The 20,010-nt window shown below is 67.0% G+C and carries 17 protein-coding genes; 6 read left to right on the top strand and 11 right to left on the bottom strand.

All coding sequences use genetic code 11. From position 1 onward, the window contains the following. Window positions 1-8: 8 nt before the first annotated feature. Window positions 9-1,382 (bottom strand): MBL fold metallo-hydrolase RNA specificity domain-containing protein, encoded by a 1,374-nt coding sequence (locus ACSQ1W_RS03330; RefSeq protein ID WP_436041645.1) that lies wholly within the window; start codon window positions 1,380-1,382, stop codon window positions 9-11. A gap of 135 nt (window positions 1,383-1,517) precedes the next feature. Between ACSQ1W_RS03330 and ACSQ1W_RS03325 the strand changes: the two genes are divergently transcribed. Both ACSQ1W_RS03325 and ACSQ1W_RS03320 read left to right on the top strand, forming a co-directional pair. Beyond that, on the top strand, window positions 1,518-3,650 hold the full coding sequence (locus ACSQ1W_RS03325; protein ID WP_436041644.1) for a M13 family metallopeptidase: 2,133 nt from the start codon (window positions 1,518-1,520) through the stop codon (window positions 3,648-3,650). 191 nt (window positions 3,651-3,841) lie between these two features. Next, complete coding sequence (locus ACSQ1W_RS03320; protein WP_436041643.1) at window positions 3,842-5,863, top strand: M13 family metallopeptidase; 2,022 nt, start codon at window positions 3,842-3,844, stop codon at window positions 5,861-5,863. A gap of 72 nt (window positions 5,864-5,935) precedes the next feature. Here the strand turns inward: ACSQ1W_RS03320 and ACSQ1W_RS03315 are convergent, their stop codons facing one another. Both ACSQ1W_RS03315 and ACSQ1W_RS03310 read right to left on the bottom strand, forming a co-directional pair. After that, a complete protein-coding gene (locus ACSQ1W_RS03315; protein ID WP_436041642.1) occupies window positions 5,936-6,607 on the bottom strand; it encodes a rhomboid family intramembrane serine protease in 672 nt (223 codons plus the stop codon). Between the two features lie 43 nt (window positions 6,608-6,650). Further along, on the bottom strand, window positions 6,651-6,989 hold the full coding sequence (locus ACSQ1W_RS03310; RefSeq protein ID WP_192269796.1) for an MGMT family protein: 339 nt from the start codon (window positions 6,987-6,989) through the stop codon (window positions 6,651-6,653). A gap of 43 nt (window positions 6,990-7,032) precedes the next feature. Here ACSQ1W_RS03310 and ACSQ1W_RS03305 point away from each other — a divergent pair, with 43 nt between their 5' ends. Further along, window positions 7,033-7,443 (top strand): hypothetical protein, encoded by a 411-nt coding sequence (locus ACSQ1W_RS03305; RefSeq protein WP_192269799.1) that lies wholly within the window; start codon window positions 7,033-7,035, stop codon window positions 7,441-7,443. 79 nt (window positions 7,444-7,522) lie between these two features. Here the strand turns inward: ACSQ1W_RS03305 and ACSQ1W_RS03300 are convergent, their stop codons facing one another. Both ACSQ1W_RS03300 and ACSQ1W_RS03295 read right to left on the bottom strand, forming a co-directional pair. Further along, complete coding sequence (locus tag ACSQ1W_RS03300) at window positions 7,523-8,644, bottom strand: inorganic phosphate transporter (RefSeq protein WP_192269802.1); 1,122 nt, start codon at window positions 8,642-8,644, stop codon at window positions 7,523-7,525. 12 nt (window positions 8,645-8,656) lie between these two features. Next, window positions 8,657-9,283 (bottom strand): DUF47 domain-containing protein, encoded by a 627-nt coding sequence (locus tag ACSQ1W_RS03295; RefSeq protein ID WP_093490403.1) that lies wholly within the window; start codon window positions 9,281-9,283, stop codon window positions 8,657-8,659. A 278-nt stretch (window positions 9,284-9,561) separates the two neighbouring features. Here ACSQ1W_RS03295 and ACSQ1W_RS03290 point away from each other — a divergent pair, with 278 nt between their 5' ends. Together ACSQ1W_RS03290 and ACSQ1W_RS03285 are read left to right on the top strand one after the other, a co-directional pair. Beyond that, on the top strand, window positions 9,562-10,869 hold the full coding sequence (locus tag ACSQ1W_RS03290) for a CNNM domain-containing protein (protein ID WP_192269805.1): 1,308 nt from the start codon (window positions 9,562-9,564) through the stop codon (window positions 10,867-10,869). A gap of 1 nt (window position 10,870) precedes the next feature. After that, a complete protein-coding gene (locus ACSQ1W_RS03285) occupies window positions 10,871-11,497 on the top strand; it encodes an exopolysaccharide biosynthesis protein (RefSeq protein WP_436041641.1) in 627 nt (208 codons plus the stop codon). 117 nt (window positions 11,498-11,614) lie between these two features. Here ACSQ1W_RS03285 and ACSQ1W_RS03280 read toward each other — a convergent pair whose 3' ends face one another. Genes ACSQ1W_RS03280 through ACSQ1W_RS03270 form a run of 3 tightly spaced genes read right to left on the bottom strand, consistent with a single transcriptional unit; the run spans window position 11,615 to window position 15,518 of the window. Further along, window positions 11,615-13,735 carry a putative bifunctional diguanylate cyclase/phosphodiesterase gene (locus ACSQ1W_RS03280; protein ID WP_192269809.1) on the bottom strand — a complete coding sequence of 707 codons (2,121 nt, stop codon included), beginning with the start codon at window positions 13,733-13,735 and terminating at the stop codon, window positions 11,615-11,617. Next, a complete protein-coding gene (locus ACSQ1W_RS03275; RefSeq protein ID WP_436041640.1) occupies window positions 13,732-14,661 on the bottom strand; it encodes a phosphate/phosphite/phosphonate ABC transporter substrate-binding protein in 930 nt (309 codons plus the stop codon). Before ACSQ1W_RS03275 ends, ACSQ1W_RS03280 begins: the two co-directional genes overlap by 4 nt. Before the next feature lie 50 nt (window positions 14,662-14,711). Beyond that, window positions 14,712-15,518 carry an RNA methyltransferase gene (locus ACSQ1W_RS03270; RefSeq protein ID WP_436041639.1) on the bottom strand — a complete coding sequence of 269 codons (807 nt, stop codon included), beginning with the start codon at window positions 15,516-15,518 and terminating at the stop codon, window positions 14,712-14,714. A 94-nt stretch (window positions 15,519-15,612) separates the two neighbouring features. Here ACSQ1W_RS03270 and ACSQ1W_RS03265 point away from each other — a divergent pair, with 94 nt between their 5' ends. Continuing rightward, on the top strand, window positions 15,613-16,434 hold the full coding sequence (locus tag ACSQ1W_RS03265) for an inositol monophosphatase family protein (protein ID WP_436041638.1): 822 nt from the start codon (window positions 15,613-15,615) through the stop codon (window positions 16,432-16,434). 160 nt (window positions 16,435-16,594) lie between these two features. On the opposite strand, the gene secF is transcribed toward ACSQ1W_RS03265, so the two are convergent. From secF to yajC, 3 genes are all read right to left on the bottom strand, one after another. Further along, window positions 16,595-17,569 (bottom strand): protein translocase subunit SecF, encoded by a 975-nt coding sequence (secF, locus tag ACSQ1W_RS03260; RefSeq protein WP_436041637.1) that lies wholly within the window; start codon window positions 17,567-17,569, stop codon window positions 16,595-16,597. A 13-nt stretch (window positions 17,570-17,582) separates the two neighbouring features. After that, window positions 17,583-19,466, bottom strand: coding sequence for a protein translocase subunit SecD (gene secD / locus ACSQ1W_RS03255; RefSeq protein ID WP_436041636.1), 1,884 nt, complete (start codon window positions 19,464-19,466; stop codon window positions 17,583-17,585). Between the two features lie 102 nt (window positions 19,467-19,568). Continuing rightward, window positions 19,569-19,907, bottom strand: a complete 339-nt coding sequence (gene yajC, locus ACSQ1W_RS03250) for a preprotein translocase subunit YajC (protein WP_192269820.1) — start codon at window positions 19,905-19,907, stop codon at window positions 19,569-19,571. Between the last annotated feature and the right edge of the window lie 103 nt (window positions 19,908-20,010).

Below are 20,010 nucleotides of genomic sequence, written 5' to 3'. Positions count from 1 at the left end.
GGGTCCCCTCAGACATCGATGACCATCCCCGGCCGCGCGAGATCCACCGGCACGCCGTGACGCTCACCGATTTCGCCCGCCAGCGCTTCGCGCGCGCGGTCTTCGCCGTGCACCAGCACCAGCCGCGGTGCGGGCTGGAAGTTGCCGTACCACGCCAGCAGGCCTTGTTGATCGGTATGCGCGGATAGGCCGCCGACCGTGTGCCGCTGCGCGTTGACGCGGTAGTCGCGGCCATGGATGCGCACCCATTGCGCGCCATCCACCAGTCGCCGCCCCAGCGTGCCTTCGGCCTGGTAGCCGACGAACACGACATGCGCGTTGCGCCGCCCCAGGTTGTAGCGCAGGTGGTGCTGGATGCGTCCGCCGTTGGCCATGCCCGAGCCCGCGATGATGATGGCCCCGCCCTCGACCTGGTTGATCGCGGTCGACTGCTGGATGGTTTCCGCGATGTGCAGGTTGGGCAACCGGAACGGATTCGGCGACTGCGCCCATACGCGGCGCGCGTCCTCGTCGAACAGGCCATGATGGCGCGCATACACGTTGATGACCTTCGCCGCCATCGGGCTGTCCAGGAAGATCCGCCAGCGCGCCAGCTTCCAGGCGTCCCAGTGGCGCGCGAACCAGTACAGCAGCTCCTGGGTGCGGCCGACCGCGAATGCCGGGATCAGCACGTTGCCGCGGTCGCGCCAGGCATGCTCGAAGATCGCGCCGAGTTCGCGGATCGTCTCCGGACGGTCGCGGTGGTTGCGGTCGCCGTAGGTCGATTCCATCAGCAGCAGGTCGGCCTGTTTCACCATCGCCGGATCGCGCAGGATCGGCGTGCCCTTCGGTCCCAGGTCGCCGGAGAACACCAGTTTCCGGCCATCGGCCCACAGTTCGACGATGGCCGAGCCGAGGATATGGCCGGCATCGCGCAACGCGATGTCCACGCCGGACAGGATCGTCGTGCGTTCGTCGTAGGGCAGCGGACGCACTTGCTTGATCGTGGCATGCACGTCCTCGTCGGAGAACAGCGGCTGCGCTTCGGGCTCGCCACGACGGCGATGGCGGTTGGCGCGTTCGGCCTCGGATCCGGACAGCGAAGCCGCATCGAACAGCATGATCGGCAGCAGTTCCGCGCTGGCGGCCTGGGTATGGATGGGACCGCGGAACCCGCGCTTGACCAGCAGCGGCAGGCGGCCGATGTGGTCGATGTGGGCATGGCTCAGCACCACGGCATCGAGGGTGGCGGGATCGAACGGGAACGGCTCGGCGTTGCGTGCCTCGGCCTCCCGGCTGCCCTGGATCAGCCCGCAATCCAGCAGGATGCGCTTGCCGGCGGCCTCGACAAGGTGCATCGAACCGGTGACCTCGCCCGCCGCGCCATGGAAATGGACCTGCATGAGACCTCCCCCCCTTTTCCGGGTGGCCAGTATGGCCGCTGACGCTCCCTGCGGGCATGACCTTCGACACACCTGCCCTCACAGTGACAGGCGTAGAGTCGCCGCCACGCCCCCTCCCGGGGGTTCCTTATTTCAATGCCCTGCCCAGGGCCGGAGTTGATCGTGATTGCCCGCAAACCCCAGATCCTGATGCTGTCCGTCGCCGTGGCCGCCGTGCTGGCCGCCTGCGCCAAGAAGGAAGAGGCCGCACCGGCCGACGCCGCCACCGCCCCGGCGCCCGCCGCGCTGGAGCTGAAGCTGGACGAGAGCAGCCTCCCGGGCGTGAACCGCTTCCAGATCGGCGACCTGGACACCACCAAGGACGCCTGTACCGACTTCGCCGGGTACGCCAACGGCAAGTGGTTGGCCGCCAACGCCATCCCCAGCGACCGCACCAGCTGGGGTGCCTTCGAGATGCTCGCCGAGCGTTCCACCGCCATCCAGAAGCAGCTGGCCGAACAGGCGGCCGCGCACGCCAGCGCGACCGGCGTCGAGAAGATCGTCGGTGACCTGTGGGCGACCGGTATGGACGAAGCGAAGGCGAACGCGCAGGGCATCGAACCGATCGCCCCCGTGCTGAAGACCATCGACGGCCTGCAGGACAAGGACGCCATCGTGGCGTACCTCAACGAAAGCGCCGCGAAGGGCCAGGCTTTCCTGTTCGGCTTCGGTGCCGAGGCGGACTTCCAGAAGCCGGACACGAACATGGCCTACGCCTTCCAGGGCGGCCTGGGCCTGCCGGACAAGAACTTCTATTTCGACGCCGACAAGAAGAGCATCCGCGATGAGTACGTGAAGCACATCGCCAAGGTGCTGGAACTGTCGGGCGTGGCCACGGCCGATGCACAGAAACAGGCCAGCGACATCATGGCGTTCGAGACCCGTCTGGCGAAGGCATCCAAGTCGCGCGAGGAAATGTCGCGTGACGTATCCATCTACTACAACCCGGTGACGCTGGCCGACGCCGACAAGCTGACGCCGAACTTCTCGTGGACGAAGTTCTTCGAATCGCAGGGCGTCGCACCGCAGGAGAAATTCTCGCTGGCCGTGCCCGCCTTCCACCAGGAAGTCAGCAAGATGCTGGGCGATACCGACGTGGCTGCATGGCGCGCTTACCTGCGCTTCCACACCATCGATGGTGCCGCGCCCTACCTGAGCGACGCGTTCGCCAACGAAAGCTTCAACTTCTACAACAAGACGCTGCGCGGCCAGAAGGAGATCCAGCCGCGCTGGAAGCGCGTGCTGGGCACCATCGAGGAACAGAGTGGCGAAGCGCTCGGCCAGATGTACGTCAAGGTCGCCTTCACGCCTGAGTCCAAGGCGAAGATGGAAACGCTGGTCGCCAACCTGGGCACCGCGCTGAAGGCGCGCATCCAGAACCTGGCGTGGATGAGCGACGAGACCAAGGCCAAGGCGATGGAGAAGCAGGCCGCGTTCACCACCAAGATCGGCTATCCCGACAAGTGGCGCGACTGGTCCGGCCTGGCGACCGGCCGCGACAGCTACTACGGCAACGTGCAGGCGGCCGCCGAGTTCAACTACAAGTGGAACCTGGGCAAGATCGGCAAGCCGGTCGATCGCACCGAGTGGGGCATGCCGCCGCAGATGGTCAACGCCTACTACAACCCGCTGCAGAACGAAATCGTGTTCCCGGCCGCCATCCTGCAGCCGCCGTTCTTCGATCCGAATGCCTCGGATGAAATGAACTACGGCGGCATCGGCGCGGTGATCGGCCACGAGATGACCCACGGCTACGACGACCAGGGCAGCCGCTTCGGTGCCACCGGCAAGTTCGAAAACTGGTGGAGCGATGCCGACGCCAAGGGCTTCAAGGCGCTGACCGGCAAGCTGGTGGCGCAGTTCAACGGCTACCGCACCGACGCGGGCCAGGCGATCAACGGCAACCACACGCTGGGCGAGAACATCGCCGATCTCGGCGGCCTGGCCACCGCCTACGACGCCATGAAGACGGCGACAGGCGACACGCCGGACCCCAAGACCGATGGCCTGACCCGCGACCAGCGCTTCTTCCTCAACTGGGCTACGGTGTGGCGCCGCAACTTCACCCCGGAAGAGCTGAAGAACCGCATCGCCACGGACGAGCATGCCCCGGCGCAGTTCCGCGCGATCGGTGCGCCGTCCAACCTGCCCGCGTTCGCCGCCGCGTTCTCGTGCAAGGCCGGCACGCCGATGGTGCGCACCGGCGATCAGCAGGTGGTGATCTGGTAAGCACCCGCTTCCCGTCGTGACTGGAAAGGCCCGGCATGTCCGGGCCTTTCCTTTTCCAGGGACCGGTGGCCGAGCTGTGACGCAGGCCCGCAAAAGCCGCCACGCGGCGCCGGGTTCCGCTCACGGGGCTTCGGGCCGGCGACAGCTCCCTTGCTAGAATCGCCCGACCCCTGAACTCCCGGATGTTCCTGATGCCCAGCCCGCGCCACGCTCTCGGCCGCCCCACCCTGATCGCCTTCGCCCTCGTCATCGCCCTGGGCGCCCCGGATGCCGAAGCGCAGCGCAAAAAGCGTGCCCCCGCCGCCCCCGCGGTCAGCGCGCAATGCACGGACTTCTACACTGCCACCAACGCGGACTGGCTGAAGAAGAACCCCGCCAGCGCCGACAACGGCGTGGTCAGCCTCCTGGGCGCCTTCCGCGAGCGCACGCAGGAACAGCAGCGCGCCCTGCTCGACGGCGCGATGAGGGCCCCGCAGGGCAACGTGCAGAAGCTGCTGGGCGACTTCTGGGCCAGCGGCCTGGACGAAGCCGCCGTGGAAGCCGACGGCTCCAAGCCCATCGCGCCGCTGCTGGACCGCATCAACGCCATCAAGAAGCCGAAGGACGTCGCGCCGGCCATCGCCGCGCTGCACCAGGTCGGCATCCCGGTGGCCTTCAATTTCAGCCCCGACGTGGACCTGCAGGCGCTTGACCGCCACATCGGCTACTTCATGCAGGGCGGCCTGGGCCTGCCCGATCCGGCCTACTACACCCGCACCGACGCCGACACGCGCGAGCTGCTCGGCCGCTACCGCACCTACGTGAAGCAGGTGCTGGCGCTGACCGGCACGCCGGCGGCCAAGCTGGACGCCGAATCCGCGCTGGTCATCGACGTGGAGACGAAGCTGGCGCAGGTGTCCAAGCCCATCGTCGACCTGCGCAGCCCGTTCGCCAATTACGCGCCCGTGCCGACCAAGGACCTGGGCAAGCAGTACCGCAACCTGCAGCTGGATGCTTTCCTGAAGGCGCAGGGCGTCAGCGACGACACCGTGTCGATGGCCGATCCGGCGCTGTTCAAGCGCCTCGACGGCCTGGTCGGCAGCCTCAAGCCTGACCAGTGGAAGGCCTACCTGCGCTGGCGCGTGGGCGATGCCATGGCACCGTACCTGGCCAAGCCGTTCCGCGATGCCGAATTCGATTTCCGTGGCCGTGTGCTGCGCGGTCAGACCGCACCGGCACCGCGCTGGCAGCAGGTACTGGATGCAATCAACCTCGCCGCCGGCCCGATGCTGGGCAAGGAGTACGCCGAGCGCTACGTGCCGGCCGACCACAAGCGTCGCGCCGAGCAGATCGCCGGCCAGGTGCGCGATGCGCTGGGCCGCGGCATCGAACGCAACACCTGGCTGAGCGAGGCCGCCAAGGCCGAAGCCAAGGCCAAGCTCGACAAGCTGAAGATCGAAGTCAGCACGCCCAAGCGCGACCTGGACTACAGCGTGCAGCCGATGGGCCGCGGCAGCTTCGGCGGCAACCTGCTGATCGCCTCCACCTGGCGCCATCGCGAAGAGATGAAGCGCATCGGCAAGGGCAATGCCGACCGCCGCTGGGACGTGCTGCCGCAGCAGCCGGCGCTGGCTTACGACCTGGCGCAGAACCGCCTGATCGTCACCGCCGCCGTGCTGCAGGAAGAGATCTTCGACGCCAAACAGCCGGCGGCCGTGCAGTACGGCGCGTTCGGCGCGCTGGTCGGCCACGAGCTGAGCCGCGGCTTCGACGTGAAGGGCCGCATGGTCGACGCCAAGGGCCAGCTGCGCGACTGGTGGACGCCGGCCGACGTGGCCGCATGGAACGCACTGGGCGACAAGGTGGTCGCGCAGTACAACGCGTACGCCTTCCCCGACTTGAAGAACGTCAAGGTCAACGGTGCGCTGACGCGCGACGAGAACCTGGCCGACCTCGCCGGCGTAGAACTGGCGTGGGATGCCTTCGCCACCGCCGAACCGCAGGCGAACGCCGCGGCGAAGCAGTCGTTCTACAAGGCCTGGGCCACGCTGTGGGCGCAGAACCTGTCGGAGATCGAAGCCGCGCAGCGCGCCGCCGTCGACGTGCATGCCCCGGGCCAGTGGCGCGCCAACGGCCCGCTGACCCAGCAGCCGTCGTTCGCGCAGGCCTTCACCTGCAAGGCCGGCCAGCCGATGCAGGTACAGGAAGCGGCACAGGTGCGGATCTGGCGCTGAGCCGGAACCGAGTTCCATGAAGAAGAACGGCGCGGATTTCCGCGCCGTTTTTTTTCGTCCCGCCGTTCCGTGTTACTTGACGCTGCGCAAGTGCGGCGGCTTCGGCTTGCGTGGTCCCGGTCCCTTGCGGAACGGCGGCTGGCCGCGCCAGTAGCGGATCACCAGCCAGCCGAACAGCATGCCGCCGAGGTGCGCGAAGTGCGCCACGCCGGCATCGGTGCCGGTGATGCCGTAGAACAGCGCGATCGCGCCGTAGATCATTACCAGCGTACGCGCCGTGATTTCGACGGGAAACGGGAACATCACCATGCGGCGGTCCGGATACACCATCGCGAACCCCAGCAGCACACCATACACACCGCCGGACGCGCCCACCGTGCGGATGATGGAACCGTCCCAGGCCGCCATCACACTGCTCACCAGCAACTGGCACAGATTGCTGCCGACCACGCAGATGAGGAAGAAGATCATGAAGTGCCGGTATCCCCATCGCTCCTCCAACGCCGATCCGAACATCCAGATCGCGAGCATGTTGAAGGCCAGATGCATGACGCCGCCATGCATGAAACCGGCGGTCAGCAGCTGCCAGGGTTGGAAACCGTAGCCCGCAGACGATGCGAGCGCACTCACCGGCCAGAGCTTGAAGTACTCGAGCGCCTGGTCCGCAAGGAAGAACTGCAGCAGAAACACCGCCACGTTGGCGATCAGCAGGGCCTGTACGGCAGGCGTCAATCTGGGAAACATGGCAAGCCTCGGAACGGTCGCGTCACATCATACGTGCCACGCGTTAACGGGAGCCCGGCCCCCACAAGGCAGCATCAAGATCGTCCGCCTTGCGCGGCCGCTTCACGCGCCCGTTCTCGACCTTGACGCCTTCCGCGCGCAAGCGCTGGCTCTGCTCATGGAAAGCCTTCGAGCCTTCCGGAAATGCGATGCGGCCATCGGAGCGGAGCACGCGGTGCCACGGCAGCGCCGGATCGTCGTTCTGGCCGAGGATGCGCGCGGTCAATCGCGCACGGCCCGGCAGGCCCGCGCGATGCGCGACTTCGCCGTAGCCGGCCACCTGACCGTGCGGTATCGCACGGATTGCGGCCAGGATGCGATCTTCGGGAGACTTGGCGCTCATGCCGGATTAGCATAGCGGCAACGGCAACAGGGGGGAGCATCCCATGCACAACTTCGAGCAGGTCCGCGGCCACCTCAATTCCTCTGGTTACAAGGTGACCATGCACGACCCGTATGTCGCTTGCGTTGAACTGTCGCTCGGCAACGGCAAGCGGCACCAGGCGATCTTCCTGTCCGAGCTGGGCAACGACGACGAACGCGGCTATCTGCGCGTCAGCACCGTGATCGCGCCGATGACCGGCATCGACGCCAGGCGCGCCCTCACGTTCAATTGGCAGAGCAGCGTCGGCTACCTCGCCATCGGCGAACTGGACGGCGTGCCCTACCTGCAGCTGTGCGAGAACCGCCCTTATGAAAGCCTCAGCCCGGCCGAAGTCGACCGCCTGGTGCTGGAGATCGGCGGCCTGGGCGACAGCATGGAACGTGCGCTGTCGGCGGAGGGTGACCTGCTGTAGGGCGAACTAAAGCCCGCCATCGCGAAAACAAAAACGCCGGGGAACCCCGGCGTTTTCTTTTGCTGCGCAAGCGGAGACATCACGCCCAGCCGATCGACTCCAGCAATCGCAGCAGTCCGTAGGCAATGCCGCCCGCCGCGGGAATCGTCAGCACCCACGCCCACAGGATGCGCTCGATCACGCCGAACTTCAGTGCGCGCGGGTTCTTGGCGAAGCCGACACCCATGATGGCGGTGGAGATGCTGTGCGTGGTCGACACCGGCATGCCGAAGTGCGCGGCCACGGTCAGGATGGTGGCCGAGCTGGTTTCCGCCGCGAAGCCATTGATCGGGTGCAGCTTCACCATCTTGTGGCCGAGCGTCTTGATGATCTTCCAGCCGCCCGACGCCGTACCGAGGGCCATCACGATGGCGCAGGTGATGACGATCCACATGGCGATGTCCTGCTCGCCGGCCGTACCGGGATGCAGGAACGACAGCCAGCCCGGCAGGTTGTCGAGCGCACCACTGGCCTCGGCGCCGAACAGCGTCAGCGCGATGATGCCCATCGTCTTCTGCGCATCGTTGTGGCCATGCGCGTAGCCCATGTAGGCGGCCGACAAGATCTGCGCCTTGCCGAAGAACTTGTTGACGAAGTGCGGACGCGCCAGCCGGCCCAGCCAGCCTCCGATACGCCCCAACAGCACGATCAGGGCCCACAGCAGCACCATTACCACGATGCCGAGCAGGAAGCCCGCCACCGGCGAGGTCACCATCGGCAGCACGACCTTCCACAGGATGCCTTTGTTCTGGGTCCAGTCGCCGGCGGCCTGCGACCAGATCAGCGCGCCCCAGTCGTTGTGCGCGGCCGCCAGCGCGGCACCGCACAGGCCGCCGATCAGCGCGTGCGACGACGACGAGGGCAGGCCCTTCCACCAGGTGATCAGGTTCCAGATGATGCCGCCCAACAGCGCGCACAGGATGACCTGCGAGGTCACCTGCACCACGTTGGTGTCGACCAGACCGGAAGCGATCGTCTTGGCGACCGCCGTGCCGGTCAGCGCGCCGATCAGGTTCATCACCGCCGCCAGCATCACCGCCTGGCCCGGCGACAGCACCTTGGTGGCGACCACGGTGGCGATGGAATTGGCGGTGTCGTGGAAGCCGTTGATGAACTCGAAGACGAGCGCGGCGAAGATCACCACCAGAACAAGGGTAAGCATGGGCGCGACCCGTCAGCTGTTCTTGAGGACGATCTGGTAGGCGACCACGCCGGCCTCGCGGCAGCGGTCGATGGCCTTTTCCAGGATCTCGAAGAACTCCTTCAGCAGGAACATCTGCAGGTGGTCCAGGCGACCGGAATAGATGTCGCGGTACAGCTCCAGCATCAGTCGGTCGGCTTCGTTCTCGATCGCGCGCAGCTTCTCGTTGAGCGAAGTCATGCGGTCGATGTTCATCTTCTTGATCTCGTGGACCATGTCCACGACCACGGCCGCCGCCTGTTCCAGCATCGCCGCGCGCGGCGCGAAGTCGATGCCTTCCAGGTGCTGGATGGCCAGCGAATAGCGGTCGGCGAACTTCTCGACCTGCTTGGGGATCTTGTACAGCGCCGAGCCCAGGGCTTCGATGTCCTCGCGCTCGATCGGGGTGATGAAGCTGTCCACCAGCGCCTTGCCGATCTTGTCCGAGGCCGCGCGCTCGCGCAGGCGGGCCAGCTTGAAGGCATCGAGCGCCGGCTGGCGGTCGGTGGCCTTCATCATGGTGTGCAGGGCCTTGGTGCTGTCGTGGGCAGCTTGGGCGGCCTCGTCCAACAGCGTGTAGAACTGCTGGCCGGAGCCGAAGATCGTCTGGAGGGAGAACATCGGGCGGTCCCACCGTCACGGGATGGACGGCTTCAGGGGCGGAATTATGACCGTTTCATGACTCTCCCGGACAGCCTCCCTTGGTTTGCGGCCCTCCGGAGGGCCGGCATTGGACGAATGTCTTGTTCAGCTTCACGCGTCCTCGCGCCGGCCGTTTGCTAAACTCGCGCCGCGCCTCCGGGTGCACCCTATGGACGACGACCCTACTTCCCCCCACTGTCCCCCGCGACAGACCCCGCCCGCCTCGCCGGCCCTCCCTGCATTGAACGGAGGCTCCCGTGCTTGAGCTGATCATCGTGTTTGCCCTCGTGCTGTTGAACGGCTTCTTCGCCATGTCCGAGATGTCGGTCATGACCTCGCGCAAGAGCCGTCTGAAGCAGATGGCCCAGACCAGCCATCGCGCCCAGCGTGCGCTGGATCTGTCCGAGAAGCCCGAGAACTTCCTGTCCACCGTCCAGATCGGCATCACGCTGATCGGCGTGCTGACCGGTACGTTCGGCGGTGATGCTATCGGCAGCGCCATCGGCGGCTGGCTCGCCTCCACCATCCCTGCCTCCGCGCCCTACGCACCCAAGATCGGAATAGGCGTCGCGGTGGCATTGATCACCTATCTGACGCTGATCTTCGGCGAGCTGGTACCCAAGCGCCTCGCCATCACCCGTCCGGAAACCATCGCCGGCTTCGTCGCCGTGCCCATGGGGTGGCTGGCCAAGATCACCGCCCCCGCCGTCGCCCTGCTGGCTTTCAGCACGCGCTTGGTCCTGCGCATCTTCGGACTGGCTGATGACAACAAGGAAGCGGTCACGGAGGAAGAAATCCGCATGCTGGTGTCCGAAGGACACGAAGCCGGCGTGATCGACGCCGACGAACGCAACATGATGAACCGCGTGCTGCGCCTCGGCGACCGCACCGCCGACAGCCTGATGACGCCTCGCAAGAAGATCACCTGGCTGGACGCCGCCGCCCCGTACGAGGACAACCTGCAGACGATGCACGAGTCCGCGTTCTCGCGCTTCCCGGTGTATCGCGGCAACGACCAGGACGTGGTGGGCGTGCTGGAAGTGAAGTCCCTGCTGGACCGTTTCGGCGTCGCCCAGCCCGACCTCTTCATCAAACTGCGCGAGCCGCTGTTCGTCTCCGAATCCACCCATGCGATGAAGCTGCTGGAGATCTTCCGCGAGGAACAGCAGTCGCTGGCACTGGTCGTCGACGAGTATGGTGAGATCCAAGGCCTGGTCACCCAGAGCGACCTGATGGGCGCCGTGGTCGGCCGCCTCCAGGCGGCGGAAAACACCGAGGACGCACCGCTGGTAGTGGTGAGAGACGACGGCTCGCTGCTGGTGGACGGCTCGCTGCCCAACGACGACCTGCGCGAACTGCTGGGCGGCGTGGCGCTGCCGGACGACGACGAGTACAACACCGTCGCCGGCATGATGATCGAGCGCTTCGGTCGCATCCCGCATGTCGGCGAACGCCTGGACTGGGCCGGATGGCGCTTCGAAGTGGTCGACCTGGACGGCGCGCGCATCGACAAGCTGCTGCTGCAGAAACTGCCCGAGACCGACGGCGAAGACCTGGCGGTCTGACATGTCCGCCGACGACGCGCCGCGACACACCAGCACCGCCACGCTGATCGACGGCTTCGCCGCCGGCGATCCCGACGAAGTCCTGCGCCTGGGCGATCTGCTGAAGGATTTCGGCCCGGCGGCGTTCGGCATGCTGCTCTTCATCGGCGTGCTGCCGGCCTTCATCCCGGTGCCCGGCGTCGGCGGCGCGATCGGCGGCCCGATGGTGATCCTGGTCGGCGTGCAGCTGCTGCTGGGTATGCGCAAGGTCTGGCTGCCTGCCTTCCTGGCCCGCCGCGGCCCGCACCGCAGCGCGATGATGCGCTTCCGCCAGCGCATGGCGCCGTGGTTGCGTCGCCTGGAGAAGCTGGTGCGCCCCCGCATGGCAGGCTTCCTCGACAACCGCATCGCACTCAGCTTCACCGGCCTGCTGCTGATCCTGCTGGGCATCCTGCTGGCGTTGCCCATCCCGTTCACCAACTACGTGTTCGGCTTCCTGCTGCTGCTGTTCGCATTGGCGCTGCTGGAACGCGATGGCGCGTTGCTGCTGGTGGCGTGGATCGCCGGCGGCATCGCCGTGGTGGTGTTCGGCTTCCTGTCCGGCAACCTGGTCGAATCGCTGAGTGCGCTGATCGCGAAGTGGTTCTGAGCCCTCGCACCGGACCTCGACAGGAATCTTTGTGTGGGAGCGACGTAAGTCGCGATGGCCCGCCGGTAAAGCCTCATGGCGACTTACGTCGCTCCCACAGGCGGCACCACAGGCGCTTCAGGCCACGAGCTGTGCGAACTCCGCGGCCGTCACCGGATATCCCAGCCAATAGCCCTGTGCCAGGTCGCAGCCGCGCTCACGCAGCAGGTTGAACTGGCCTTCCTTCTCCACGCCCTCGGCCACGACCGTGATGCCCAGCGAGTGCGCCATCGCGATGATCGCGGTGGTCAGCGCCAGGTCGTCAGGATCGCGCAGCATGTCGGCGATGAAGCTGCGGTCGATCTTCACGCCATCGACCGGCACGCGGCGCAGGTGGCTCAGGCCCGAGAAGCCGGTGCCGAAATCGTCCAGCCACACCTTCACGCCGGTGCGGTGCAGCGTGGCCAGCAGCGCGCTGGCATGCGCCTCGTCGCTGATGACGGCCGTCTCGGTCAGCTCCAGGTGCAGGCGCGACGCCGCCAGCCCCGTATCGCGAAGACAGTCGGCGACCACGTCCGGCAAATCGCCGTTGCGCAGCTGGCGGGGTGATACGTTGACCGAGACGAACAACGGCTCCATCGCGTCGCGTTCGCTGCCCCAACGCGCAGCGGCGGCGCACGCGGCGCGCAGCACGCGGGGACCGATGCTCTCGATCAGCCCGCTCTGCTCGGCCACGTCGATGAACACCGACGGCGCCACCATGCCCAGTTCCGGATGCTGCCAGCGCAGCAGCGCTTCGGCGCCCACGATGCGGCTGTCGGCCATGCGGAACACCGGCTGGTACATCAGGCTCAGCTCGCCGCGCTCCCACGCGCCGCGCAGCTCCTGCTCCATGCGCACGCGCCGCTCGACGGCCTGGTCCATCGCACGGCTGTAGAAACGGTAGCAGTTCTTGCCGGCGACCTTCGCCTGGTACATCGCGATGTCGCCGTTCTTCATCAGCGCGGTCGCGCCTGAAGCATCCTCCGGGAACAGGGTGATGCCGATGGACGTCCCCAGGAACACCTGGCGTTCCTGCACCACGATCGGGCGCCCTAGTTCGGCCACCAGCTTCTCGGCCAGCCGCGTGGCACCACCGCGCACATCGCCATCCTGGATCAGGATGACGAACTCGTCGCCGCCGAAGCGCGCCAGCAGCGCGTCGTCGCCTCCCATCGTTTCCACCGCGTCACGGATGCGGTGGGCGAACTGTTGCAGCACCTCGTCGCCGGCCTCGTGGCCGAGGGTGTCGTTGACGCGCTTGAAATCGTCGATGTCGGCGAACAGCAGTGCGAGCTGCCGGCCCGCGCCGCGCAGCATCATCAGGCGATGGTCCAGGCTCTCGCGGAACGCCAGACGGTTGGTCAGGCCGGTCAGCGAATCGGTGTAGGCCATGCGTCGCACGTCGCGGTCGTGCCGCGCGATGCTGTCGCTCATCGTGCCGAACGCACGCACCAGCTCGCCGACTTCATCCTGGCGTTCGCTGGACATGCGCTCGCCGTTGTAGTTGCCGACCTCGATGTCGTGCGCCGCACGCGCCAACTGCCGGATCGGCCTGACCAGCGTGCGCTGGGCATACACCATGATCGCCACGCATGCGGCCACCAGCGCGGCCAGCAGCAATGCGATCCAGCCCAGGTGGCGCGCGCCGAGCTCATTCAGCCGTGCCCGCGCCTCGGTGATGGCCTTCTCCTCGTAGGCGCGCACCGACGCCACCGAGTAACCGACACGCACGCCGCCGATGCGCTCGCTGCCGATCATGATCGGCTCGGACACGTCCACGATCTGCGCCGACCATTGCGTATGCATGCTGCGCGCGTTCACCGCTTCGTACGCCAGCGGATCGGTCATGGTCTGGCCGTACACCGCGATGTCGGCGGTGCCGTCGTGGATGATCCGGCCCTGGTTGTCGTAGACGAGCACGTAGCTGACGTCGGGTTCCTTCTGCGCCGAGCGCACGATGCTGCCGATCGTGTCCAGGTCGAAGTAGTACAGCGGGTTCGCCAGGGCGTCGCCCAGCTGGTCGACGGTGGCTTCGCCATGGCGGCGCAGACTGTCCTCGACCATGCCGTGCATCGCTTCGCGACCGAGGTCCGCGACATCCTGCTGCATCACCTTCTGCCGGTGCAGCAGCGTGCCGAGCAGCGCGATCACCACCACCAGCATGATCGCCATCGCCGCCAGGAAGCGCGCCTGCAGGCCGAACTTCATGGACTTCATTCGACCTGCTCCCGGACGCGGGTCACGCCGCGGCGCAGATCGTCCAGCGCCTGCTGCGACGCCGGGTCGACCGGCAGGAAGCGGGTCGTACGGAAGAAGACATTCAGCGCGTCGCGGGCGGCCGGATCGTTGGCGGCCTCCAGCAGTACCTCGCGCAGGCGCGCCTCGATCCTGGGGTCGAGGTCGCCGCGCACCATTTCCAGCGCGCGCGGGAAGTCCTGCGTCTCGTGGATCACGCGGAAATCGCGCCGGAACGACGGCGGCATGCGGCGCACGTCCTCCCAGTCAAGGTTGCTCACCACGCCGCCATCGACCAGCCGCTTGTGCACCCAGGCGGCGATGTTGAGTTCGGAACGCGCGAACACGTAGCCGACCGAGTCGGCGGACGGCCGGTCCATCGGCGACAGCAGGATCTCCATCCGCTGGCCGGCGTCCAGCAGGGCCACCGACGGCGCGAAGTACGCGCTGGTCGACGCGGTGTTCTGGAAGGCCACGGTGCGCCCCTTCAGGTCCGCCAGTCGCTCCAGCCCACTGTCGCGGCGGACGAAGAACACGCCGTGGTAGCGGCTCACGCCACCGCGCTCGGTCAGCAGCAGCGCGTGCGCGCCGGCGCGCTCCTGCAGCCGCATGCCGGTACCGGCGGTCTCGGTAACCCAATCCACCCGGCCGCGCCGCAGGTAGCTGGTCATCTGCTGCGCATCGCGCGCCATCAGGATGCGGCCCTCGGTGATGCCGACATCGCGCATGCGCGGGACCACGTAGTCCAGCAGGGGCTTGAGCTGTTCGTAGTGCGCCTTGGGGTCGTCGCTGATGCGGCCCAGGACCAGGACGCGCTCGTCGCCGGCGGCGCTGGCCGGGACCACGGCGGCGGGAAGCAGGGCTGCGCCGAGGGCGGCCAGCGCTAGGCGGAACCAGGTTGTACGCAACGATAGGCGCCCGCCAGAACGATGGCGGCAGCCTATCGGAAAACGTGGATTCAAGACAGTGATCCGGCCCCGCCCTGGCCCGCCAGCCGGGCCATGCGCTGGGCATCGGCCAGGATGCCGCGCAGCAGGCGTACTTCCTGCTCGGTCAGGTCGGCCTTGGCGAACAACCGTCTCAACTTGCGCATCGCCGAATCCGGTGTGCGCCCCTTGTGGAAGTCGATCGCATCGAGCGTATCGCCGAGCTGTGCGAAGAAGCCTTCCACATGGGCATGGCTGGCCGGGGTTTCGTCGGGATGGATCGGCTCCGGGATCGCCACCGATGTCCCCTCCAGCAGCGCCAGCCGCAGTTCGTAGGCCAGCACCTGCACGGCGGCCGCCAGGTTCAGCGAGCTGTACTCGGGATTGGCGGGAATGTGCACTGCGGCGTGGCAGAGCTGCAGTTCCTCGTTGCTCAGGCCGGTACGCTCGCGACCGAACACCAGCGCCACCTCGCCACCGGCCGCAGCCCGCTCCACTGCCAGCGCAGCCGCCTGCCGGGGTGAGTGCTCCTCCAACTGGACGCGACGGCTGCGCGCGGTGCATCCCAGCACCAGGTGGCAGTCCGCCACGGCCTCGGCCAGCGTGGCCACCACCGGGGCGTCGCCCAGCAGGTCGTCGGCACCGGCCGCGCGCCGGTAGGCCTCGTCGGCGGGATAGTCCTCGGGCGCGACCAGCACCAGGCGGGCCAGCCCCATTGTCTTCAGGGCACGCGCGGCTGCGCCGATGTTGCCGGGGTGCTGCGTGCCGACCAGCACCACGCGAAGGCGGGCGGCCGCGGCCGGGGAAAGGGAATCGGTCGGGGAAACGGGCGTATTCATGGGGGCAAATGGTAAACTGCGCGGGCCGGTCTCCGCGCCGTGCTGCTCTTTTCCACTTGTTCGCCCGCCCCACGCCTGTCCGAGGTCCGTTCGCATGCAAAAGCCCGTCGTCACCGTCATGACCAAGGCAGCCCGCCTCGCAGGCAACGTCCTGTTGCGGAGCATCAACAAGCTGGACGCGCTGAACGTGGTGCAGAAGGAGCGGATGGACTACGCGAGCGAAGTCGATGCGGACGCCGAGAAGGTCATCATCAAGGAACTGCGCCGCGCCTACCCGGATTACGGGTTCGTCGGCGAGGAGAGCGGCGCCCAGATCAACGGCCGCTATACCTTCGTGATCGACCCGTTGGACGGCACCAGCAATTACCTGCGTGGGTTCCCCCACTACTGCGTGTCGATCGCGCTGGTGGACAACGGCGAACCCACCGACGCGGTGATCTTCGACCCGCTGCGCAACGACCTGTTCACCGCCAGCCGCGGCGCCGGCGCACAGCTCAACGAGCGCCGCATCCGCGTGGCCGACCGCAAGGAACTGGCCGGCACCGTCATCACCACCGGCTTCCCGCCGCGTGAGCGCGCCCGCGCCGGCGCGCAGCTGGAGTGCGTCCGCGAGCTGCTGGTGCACGCCGAGGACATCCGGCGCACCGGGTCGGCCGCGCTGGACCTGGCCTACGTGGCCTGTGGCCGCGCCGACGCCTACTTCGAGGCCGGCGTGAAGGACTGGGACATCGCGGCAGGCGTGCTTCTGGTGCGCGAGGCGGGTGGCAAGGTCTGCGATTTCCGCGGCGCTGCGCTCGGCAAGATCGACGGCCGCACCGCCCTGGCCCGCCAGATCGTCGCCGGCAACCTCAAGGTCGCCGAGGCGCTGCAGAAGACCATCGTTTCGTCGGGCTACGCAGCCTCGTTCAACGGTTGAGTCCGTAAGGCCCGACGTAGAGCCGAGCTTGCTCGGCTCCGCGGACCACCACACGCCTGGAATGCCGCAAGCAGGAGCAGCGGAGCAAGCTCCGCTCTACGATGAGCAATAAAAAAGGCCACGCATTGCGTGGCCTTTTCCGTTACCGGGCTACCGGCGATTACGGGCGACGCGCCAGCAGCGCCTCGTCCTTCGCCTTCGGCATCAGGTCCTGCTTGGTGACCGTCAGGAAGCCCAGGGTCAGCAGCGGGCAGGCCACGAAGATCGACGAGACCGTGCCCAGCACGATGCCGATCATCTGCGACAGCGCCATGCCTTCCAGCGAGCCGCCGCCGTACAGGTACAGCGCGAACACGGTCAGGAACGCGACGAACGAGGTGATGATGGTGCGCGACAGCGTCTGGTTGATCGAGCGGTTCAGGATCTCCATCGGCTCGGCGCGCAGGTTGCGGAAGTTCTCGCGCACGCGGTCGAACACCACGATCTTGTCGTTGATCGAGAAGCCCATCACCGACAGCAGGCCGGCCAGGATGGTCAGGTCGAACTCGATGCCGCTGGCCGCGAAGAAGCCGGCCACGATCAGCACGTCGGCCAGGGTCGTGACGATGGCCGAGACCGCGAACTTCCACTCGAAGCGCACGGCGATATAGATCAGGAAGCCGACCACCACGAACAGCAGCGTGTACAGGCCGTTGAGCGCCAGTTCCTTGCCGACCTGCGGGCCGACGAACTCGCTGCGCATCACCGTGGCGGTATTGCCCTCGGTGGACGCCAGGCGCAGCACGTCCGCCGCCGTCCGGTTGCTGGCTTCGGCGCCTTCCGCCGTGCCGGCGTCCTCGCGCGGCTGCAGGCGTACCAGCAGGTCGCTGCCGGTGCCGAAGGTCTGCACCTGCGCGCTGCCGTAGCCGCCGGCTTCCAGGCGCTCGCGCACTTCATCGACCTTCGGCGGCGTCTGGAAACGCAGTTCCACGACGGTGCCGCCGGTGAAATCCAGCGCGAAGTTGAAACTCTTGAACGCGATGGCGCCAATCGCGGCGATGGCCAGCAGCGCCGCGATGCCGATGGACACCCAGCGCACGCGCATGAAGTTGAAGTTGGTGGTGTGCGGAATCAGCCGCAACGGGAAAAGGCTCATCTTCTGTCTCCCGTCAGATGGCGATGGACTTGATCTTGCGGCGACCGCCGTAGATCAGGGTGGCGATGCCGCGCGAAACGGTGACCGCGGTGAACACCGAGGTCAGGATGCCGATGACCATCGTCACCGCGAAGCCCTTCAGCGGGCCGGTGCCGAAGGCGTACAGCGCCACGCCGGCGAGCAGCGCGGTCATGTTGGAGTCGAAGATGGTGCCCGACGCCTTGTCGTAGCCGGTCGCGATGGCCGCCTGTGGCGGTACCCCCGCCCGCAGTTCTTCGCGTATGCGCTCGTTGATCAGCACGTTGGCGTCCACCGACATGCCGATGGTCAGCGCCAGGCCGGCGAAGCCGGGCAAGGTCATGGTCGCGCCGAACAGCGACATCACCGCCACCACCATCACCAGGTTGAGCAGCAGCGCGACGCAGGTGATCAGACCGAACATGCGGTAGTACACCAGGAAGAACGCCAGCGCGAAGATGAAGGAGTACACCACCGCCTTGGTGCCTCGGGCGACGTTCTCGGCACCCAGACTGGGGCCGACCACGCGCTCTTCGATGAAGTCCATCGGCGCGGCCAGCGAACCGGCGCGCAGCAGCTTGGCCAGGTTCTCGGCTTCCGTCTTCTCCAGACCGGTGGTCTGGAAGTTCTTGCCGAACACGCCGGCGATGCGGGTCGGCGACAGCGCTTCCTCGCGCACGCGCACGCTGCGCACTTCCTTGCCGTCGACCATCGTCACGGTCGGGACGCGTTCGATGTAGACCACCGACATCAGCTTGCCGACGTTGGCGCTGGTGTAGTCGAACATGCGCTGCCCGGCGATGTTGTTGAGGGTCACGTCCACGGCCGGCAGACCGTTGTTGTCCTGACCCACGCGGGCGTTCACCATCTCGTCGCCCGACGCCAGCACGCGCTTGTTGAGCAGCACCGGGCCACCATTGTCGCGCAGCTGGAACACCTTGGCTTCCGGCGGGATGCGGCCACTGGCCACGGCGTCGGCGGCATTGCCGTCGACCACGGCGCGGAACTCGAGCGTGGCGGTCGCGCCGATCAGGCGCTTGGCCTCGGCGGTGTCCTGCACGCCGGGCAGTTGCACGACCACGCGGTCGTTACCCTGGCGCTGGATGATCGGCTCGGCCACGCCGATTTCGTTGATGCGGTTGCGCAGCGTGGTCAGGTTCTGCTCGATCGCCTCGCTGGCGATCTGCTCCAGCTCCGCCTGCGGCAGGCCGATCGTGATCTGCTGGCCCGCGGCCTGGTAGCTCAGGCCCGAACCGGTCGCCAGCGTGCTGGCATTGTTGCCGCGCGAGCTGAGGGTCTGTGCCAGTGCCTGCTGCGCCGCCGGCACATCCTCATCGTCGGCCAGCGTGACCACGATGCTGTTGTTCGGACGGCGTTCGACCGAGGTGTAGCGGATGCGCTTGTCGCGCAGGGTGACGCGGGTGTCTTCCAGGTAACCGTCGACGCGCTTGTCCAGCGCGGCCTTCTGATCGACCTGCAGCACGAAGTGCACACCGCCCTGCAGGTCCAGGCCCTGCACCATCGGGCGGGCACCGAAGTTGCCCATCCAGTCCGGCACCGTGGAGGCGAGGTTCAGCGCGACCAGGTAGTCCTCGCCGAGCGCCTTGCGCAGGGCGTCGTTGGCCGTCGTCTGCGCCTCCAGGCTGGGCAGGCGCACCAGCATGCTGGCGGCTTCAGTGTCGATCTCCTTGGCCTGTACGCCTGCGTCCTTCAGCGCAGCATCGACGCGGCCGCGCAGGGCGGTGTCGATGGCGAAGCCGCGATTGGCGGTGATCTGCACGGAGGGATCCTGGGGATACAGGTTGGGCAGCGCATACAGCGCGCTCGCCAACACGACGATCAGGATCAGGACGTATTTCCAGCGGGGAAATTCAAGCATCGTGGCGACCCGCGCAGGCCCTTCCCGGGCATGCGCTCAGCAGTGGTTCGGAAACAGCGGGGATGCGTCCCGGCGCATGGGCGACGGGACGCGGGAAACGGATCAGGCCGACTTCAGCGTGCCCTTCGGCAGCACGTTGCCGACGGCGGCCTTCTGCACGCGCACGCGCACGTTGTCGGCCACTTCCAGGGTGACGAAGTTGTCGCCGATGTCGGTGACGGTGCCGGCGATGCCGCCGGAGGTGATGACTTCGTCGCCCTTGGACAGCTTGTCCAGCATGGAGCGGTGCTCCTTGGCGCGCTTCATCTGCGGGCGGATCATCAGGAAATACATGATGGCGATCAGGGCGATCGGCATCAGCAGGCCGAAGCCGCCCATGCCCTGCTGGGCCGGAGCGGCCTGGGCGAGGACGGGGGCAACGAAGAAATCAAGCAGATTCATGGACTTGTCCATTGGGTATGAAAAGCAGCCGGGGATTATGCCACGCACCGGGAAGCCCCGTCCGGGCCACCCCATCGGCCCGGACCGGAAAAGACCACGCCAA

The sequence above is a fragment of the Pseudoxanthomonas sp. LjRoot143 genome, assembly GCF_964252945.1.
Lineage (GTDB): Bacteria > Pseudomonadota > Gammaproteobacteria > Xanthomonadales > Xanthomonadaceae > Pseudoxanthomonas_A.
The sequence above is the reverse complement of the archived record's forward strand: the minus strand, read 5'-3'. Positions and strand labels throughout refer to the sequence as shown.

Excerpts from the sequence above, each read along its gene's own strand:
- ACSQ1W_RS03285 (WP_436041641.1), top strand. The coding sequence starts at position 10,871 with ATGTCCGCCGACGACGCGCCGCGACACACCAGCACCGCCACGCTGATC.
- secF (WP_436041637.1), bottom strand. The coding sequence starts at position 17,569 with ATGAGCCTTTTCCCGTTGCGGCTGATTCCGCACACCACCAACTTCAAC.
- ACSQ1W_RS03300 (WP_192269802.1), bottom strand. The coding sequence starts at position 8,644 with ATGCTTACCCTTGTTCTGGTGGTGATCTTCGCCGCGCTCGTCTTCGAG.
- ACSQ1W_RS03270 (WP_436041639.1), bottom strand. The coding sequence starts at position 15,518 with ATGAATACGCCCGTTTCCCCGACCGATTCCCTTTCCCCGGCCGCGGCC.
- yajC (WP_192269820.1), bottom strand. The coding sequence starts at position 19,907 with ATGAATCTGCTTGATTTCTTCGTTGCCCCCGTCCTCGCCCAGGCCGCT.
- ACSQ1W_RS03295 (WP_093490403.1), bottom strand. The coding sequence starts at position 9,283 with ATGTTCTCCCTCCAGACGATCTTCGGCTCCGGCCAGCAGTTCTACACG.
- ACSQ1W_RS03265 (WP_436041638.1), top strand. The coding sequence starts at position 15,613 with ATGCAAAAGCCCGTCGTCACCGTCATGACCAAGGCAGCCCGCCTCGCA.
- ACSQ1W_RS03325 (WP_436041644.1), top strand. The coding sequence starts at position 1,518 with ATGCCCTGCCCAGGGCCGGAGTTGATCGTGATTGCCCGCAAACCCCAG.
- ACSQ1W_RS03305 (WP_192269799.1), top strand. The coding sequence starts at position 7,033 with ATGCACAACTTCGAGCAGGTCCGCGGCCACCTCAATTCCTCTGGTTAC.
- ACSQ1W_RS03280 (WP_192269809.1), bottom strand. The coding sequence starts at position 13,735 with ATGAAGTCCATGAAGTTCGGCCTGCAGGCGCGCTTCCTGGCGGCGATG.
- ACSQ1W_RS03320 (WP_436041643.1), top strand. The coding sequence starts at position 3,842 with ATGCCCAGCCCGCGCCACGCTCTCGGCCGCCCCACCCTGATCGCCTTC.
- ACSQ1W_RS03315 (WP_436041642.1), bottom strand. The coding sequence starts at position 6,607 with ATGTTTCCCAGATTGACGCCTGCCGTACAGGCCCTGCTGATCGCCAAC.
- ACSQ1W_RS03310 (WP_192269796.1), bottom strand. The coding sequence starts at position 6,989 with ATGAGCGCCAAGTCTCCCGAAGATCGCATCCTGGCCGCAATCCGTGCG.
- ACSQ1W_RS03330 (WP_436041645.1), bottom strand. The coding sequence starts at position 1,382 with ATGCAGGTCCATTTCCATGGCGCGGCGGGCGAGGTCACCGGTTCGATG.
- secD (WP_436041636.1), bottom strand. The coding sequence starts at position 19,466 with ATGCTTGAATTTCCCCGCTGGAAATACGTCCTGATCCTGATCGTCGTG.